2 protein-coding genes and 1 pseudogene are annotated in these 4,994 nt (G+C 75.2%); 2 read left to right on the forward strand and 1 reads right to left on the reverse strand.

Annotated features, from left to right (window positions below):
• Positions 1-235: 235 nt before the first annotated feature.
• Entirely contained in the window at positions 236-3,694 is a 3,459-nt protein-coding gene (locus tag GTW08_RS24725; protein ID WP_161152607.1) for an indolepyruvate ferredoxin oxidoreductase family protein, read from the reverse strand.
• Between the two features lie 151 nt (positions 3,695-3,845).
• Here GTW08_RS24725 and GTW08_RS24730 point away from each other — a divergent pair, with 151 nt between their 5' ends.
• Together GTW08_RS24730 and GTW08_RS24735 are read left to right on the forward strand one after the other, a co-directional pair.
• On the forward strand, positions 3,846-4,289 hold the full coding sequence (locus GTW08_RS24730; protein WP_073576942.1) for an Lrp/AsnC family transcriptional regulator: 444 nt from the start codon (positions 3,846-3,848) through the stop codon (positions 4,287-4,289).
• Positions 4,290-4,328: 39 nt separating this feature from the next.
• Positions 4,329-4,994: pseudogene (locus GTW08_RS24735) on the forward strand (glycosyltransferase); the annotation flags it as partial.

Genomic DNA, 4,994 nt, shown 5'->3' on the forward strand with positions numbered 1-4,994 from the left:
GGTCCGGCCGTCGACCCGGGCGCGCCACGGCCGTCCCGCGGCCGCGGACGCCCCGCCCCGGCGACGGCCCCGCTCCCAGGTACTCCCGTGCCCACCCCGGGCGTGACGCCGGAGGCGGGCCGCCCCCGGGATCCGGTCGAACCACTGCCGTGCCGTCGCGCGCTCCCCCACGGCGACGATTGTGCGTCGCAACGCTGAGGGGCACCTGAGACCTGCCCGCGCGAGTCGCTGAGAGTCAGCCGGTCAGGGCATCGAGCGCGGCCCGGGCCTGCTCGCGGAACCGCTCGACATTGCCCAGCTTGACGTCCTCGTAGCCGCGCACCAGCTCCGCGGTCCCGGCGACCTCGACCACCGCCTCGACGGTGTCGGGCGCCAGGTGGTCGAGCGCCGCGCGGACCAGCGTCTGGTACTCCCCCACCAGCTCACGCTCCACGCGGCGGACCCCGGCCCGGCCGAACACGTCCAGCGGGGTGCCACGCAGCCTCCGGGCCGCGCGCAGTGCCCGGAACGCGGGTGCGGCCAGCCGTCCGTCGAGGGCGATCTTGCGGTTCATCCCCAGCGCGCGCAGCACCGGCGGGTGCAGCATCACCGACACCCGGGCGTCGGGCCCGAACGCGGCGTCGCGGCGGGCGGTCTCCACCGGGTCCAGGTGCAGCCGGGCGACCTCGTACTCGTCCTTGTAGGCCATGAGCCGGTGCAGGCCGCGGGCGTAGGCGGCGCCGACGCGCTCCCCGGCCGTGTCCCCGGCCCGGGCGGCGGCGATGGCCGCGACCCGGCGGACCTCCTCGGCGTAGCGGTGGGCGTAGGCGGCGTCCTGGTAGCCGGTGAGGTCGGCGATCCGGGTGGCGAGCAGGTCGGCGAACCCGGTGCCCGCGGCGACCGAGCGGGCCAGCGCCGCGGACGCCTCGTCGACGGCGACCGGGGCCGGCTGCGGCGTGACGAGCGCGCTGCGCACGGCGGCGGCGTCGATCGCGGCGGCCCGGCCCCAGCGGAACGCCGTCAGCGTGGTCTCCACGGCCGCGCCGTTGACCCGGATCGCCTCCTCCAGCGCGTCGGCCGACACCGGGAGCACCCCGTGCTGGTAGGCGGCACCGAGCAGCAGCATGTTGGTCGGGAGGTGGTCGTCGAACAGCGCCTCGGACAGCGTCTGGGCGTCGACGGCGAGCAGGTCCCGGGTGACCGCGCCGATCCGCTCGACGGCGTCGTCGGTGGAGCCGGGCAGCACGACCCGGCCGGTGACCATGGCCGCGGTCGGCACGAGCGAGGTGTTGACGACGGCGACGGTGTGTCCGGGCCGGGCGACCGCGAGTGTCGCGTCGGAGGCGGCGCCGACGAGGTCCATGCCGATCAGCACGTCCGCGGTGCCGCGGGAGGCGCGCAGGATCCCGTGGTGGGGCTGCTTGGAGATCCGGACGTCGGAGACGACCGGGCCGCCCTTCTGCGCGAGCCCGACCTGCTCCAGCCCGGCGGCGAAGAGCCCGTCGAGGTGGGCGGCCATCTGCAGGATCGCCGAGGCGGTGACGACGCCGGTGCCGCCGATGCCGGGCATGCGGATCAGGGTCGCGTCCGGGTCGACCCGCGGCTCGGGGTCGACGAGCGTGACCGGCAGCGCCGGAATCTCCCGGCGGGGCCGGGTGCCGGGCACCACGGTGAGGAACGACGGGCAGTCGCCCTTGAGGCAGGAGTAGTCGGTGTTGCAGGACGCCTGGTGGATGGCGGTCCTGCGACCGAACTCGGTCTCCACCGGCAGTACCGACAGGCAGGTGGACGCCTCGCCGCAGTCACCGCAGCCCTCGCAGACCCGCTCGTTGATCAGCACCTTCTCGGCCGGGGCCGGCAGCTTCCCGCGCTTGCGCAGGCGGCGCTCCTCGGCGGCGCAGCGGTCGTCGTGGATCAGGACGGTGACGCCGTCGAGGGCCTTCAGCTCCTCCTCGACCGCGGAGAGCTCGTCGCGGTGACGCACGCTCGCGATCGGGTCGAGGGCGATGCCGCGGTAGTCCCGCGGGCTGTCGGTGGTGACGACGATCCGGCGCACGCCCTCGAGGGCGAGCGAGCGCGTAATGTCGGGGACGTTCATCCGGCCCTCGGCGCGCTGCCCGCCGGTCATGGCGACGGCGTCGTTGTAGAGCAGCTTGTAGGTCATGGTGACCCCGGCGGCGACGGCGGCGCGGATCGCGAGCGAGCCGGAGTGGTGGAAGGTGCCGTCGCCGAGGTTCTGGACGAGGGTGCGGTCGTCGGTGAACGGGGCCAGGCCGATCCACTGGGCCCCTTCGCCGCCCATCTGGGTCAGCCCGATCTGGTGGCCGCGGTGCTCGCCGTCGAGGGCGATCATCGCGTGGCAGCCGATCCCGACCCCGACGAGCGTGTCGTCGCCGGTGCGGGTGGAGGTGTTGTGCGGGCAGCCGGAGCAGAAGTACGGCGTCCGGTTCCCGAGCAGGTCCAGCCCGATCCGCGACGGCCTGGGCGGTGCGAGGCGCTCCAGGTGCGCGGTCGCCGCGGCGGGGAGGATCCGCCCGGCGGCGGTGAGCCGGGCGGCGAGGGCACGGGCGACGTCCTCGGCGCCGAGCTGGCCGCGGGCGGACAGCAGCGGACGGCCGCGCTCGTCGCGACGGCCGGTGACCGTGGGCCGGTGGTCGCGCCCGTAGAGCGCGTCGCGCAGGTGGCCCTCCAGGAACGGCACCTTGTCCTCGACGACGAGCACCTCCGCGCAGCCCGCGACGAGCCCGGCGAGCGCGTCGGCGTCGACCGGGAACGGCATGGCGAGGCGGATCAGGCGTACGCCGAGCGCGTCGAGCTCGGCCTCGCCCAGGCCCAGGTCCTCGCACGCCCGCAGCACGGTGGCGTAGCCGGTCCCCGAGGCGAGCACGGCGAGGTGCGGGTCGCGGGAGGTGAAGGTGACGCGGTTGAGCCCGGTCTCGCGGGCGTACTGGCGGGCCAGGTCGAGCCTGCGGGTCAGCTGGTCGTGCTCGGCCTCGACGGCGGCGGGCCCGACGAGCGGGCCGGACTGCGCGCGGTCGGTGGCGGGCGGGGCGGGGACGCCGACCAGTTCCGGGCGCAGCGCGCCGAGGTCGACGGTGCAGGACGCGTCGGCGACGTCGGCGATGATCTTCAGGCCGGTCCAGAGGCCGGTGGCCCGGGACAGCGCCACGGCGTGCAGCCCGAACTCGATCACCTCGGACACCGAGCCGGGCGCGAGCAGCGGCATCGCCAGTGACTGCGCCATCGGCTCGCAGGAGCTGGGCACGGTGGAGGACTTGCAGGACGGGTCGTCCCCGATGATGGCGACGGCGCCGCCGAGCCGGGCGGTGCCGGCCAGGCTGCCGTGCCGGATCGCGTCGGCGGCCCGGTCGAGGCCGGGGTTCTTGCCGTACCACCAGCCGACGACGCCCTCGTGGCGGCGGCCGGGGACGGCGTCGAGCAGCTGGGTGCCCACGACGGCGGTGGCGGCGAGCTCCTCGTTGAGCCCGGGCCGAAACACCACGCGCTCGGCGTCGAGGTGGGCACGGGCGCGCCCGAGCTCGGCGTCGAAGGTGCCGAGCGGGGAGCCCTGGTAGCCGGAGACGAACGAGGCGGTGTCGAACCCGCGGGCGGTGTCGAGGCGGGCCTGCTCGAGCACGAGGCGGACCAGCGCCTGGATCCCGCTCATCGGGGCCCGACCGTGGGCGGCGAGGTACTTGTCGTCCAGCACGGTCATTCTCGGCTCCTCGGCGAGTCGGGCGGCGCGTCCGCACCAGGACAGCGCGACGACGGCCCCGACACAATGCCTGCGGTGGTGATCGCCGCGGATACGCAACAGATACCGTCGACGATCCACGAGAACGTGGATCCGTTGCGCTGGAGGTGCCGTGCCCGAGCCCGAGGTCGACGACCTGGACCACGCGATCCTGCGGTTGCTGCACGAGGACGCACGCCGCACCTACGCCGACATGGCCGAGCGGGTCGGGCTGTCCACCGCCGCGACCAAGCGCCGGGTCGACCGGATGCGTGAGTCCGGGGTGATCACCGGGTTCACCGTGCAGGTCGACCACGCCAGACTGGGCTGGCCGGTCGAGGCGTTCAGCGAGATCCGCTATGCCGGCACCGCGAGCGTCTCGGAGATCGTCGACTCGGCGTCGCGCCAGCCGGAGGTGCAGGCGGTCTACACCCTGGCCGGTGACCTCGACGCCCTGGTGCAGGTCCGGGTCCGCGATCTCGCGCACCTGCAGGAGGTGATCGACCGGCTGCGGCGCAACGGCACGGTCACCGGGACCCGGACGCTGATGGTGCTGGGCCGCTGGACCCGCACCTGATCATTTGCTTACCGCAACGATCGGGTCGATCATGATCGGGTGCTCGTCCTCTGCAGTGTCACCGGTTCCCCCTCGCACGGCCGGGCCGTGCTCCCCTTCGCCCGCGCGCTGGGCGACGCGGGCCACCGGGTCGTGGTGGCGTGCCCGCCCGACGTCGCGGGGGTGTTCGACGGTGCGCCGGTCGTCGTCGAGCCGGTGTTCGCGACGATGGCCGATTCCGCCGAGCACCTCGGCCCGGCCGTCGCCCGGCTCGGTGGTCCCGCCGCGCTGGCGACGCTGACCGCGACCGAGGTGACGACGGCGCTCCTGCCCACCCTGTTCGCCGGTCCGCAGGTGACGGGCTCGGCCCGGGCGCTGCTCGGGCTGGTGGAGTCGCACGGGACGCCGGACCTGGTGCTGCGCGACGGCGGCGAGACCGCGGGGTTCCTGGTGGCCGAGCACCTGGGGGTGCCGTGCGTGGCGGCGCCGTCGGGTGCGGGCAACGTCCTCTCGCCGGACGTCGTGGCCGACGCGCTGGCGGAGCGTCGCGACGAGCTCGGCTTCGCCGCCCCGGACGACCCGGCCGCGCTGCACCGGTGGGGGCGGCTGGACTGCATGCCGCCGCAGTTCTCGCTGGCGGGCCCGCAGATCGCGCCGGCGCGGGCGTTCCGCCAGGACGACCAGGTCTCCCGCGGCGAGACGCTGCCCGGCTGGGTCGGCGCGCTG

Source organism: Pseudonocardia sp. SID8383 (assembly GCF_009864975.1).
Lineage (GTDB): Bacteria > Actinomycetota > Actinomycetes > Mycobacteriales > Pseudonocardiaceae > Pseudonocardia > Pseudonocardia alni.

What these genes read in the sequence shown, in the direction of transcription:
- GTW08_RS24725 (WP_161152607.1), bottom strand. Translation starts at nt 3,694, where the DNA reads ATGACCGTGCTGGACGACAAGTACCTCGCCGCCCACGGTCGGGCCCCG.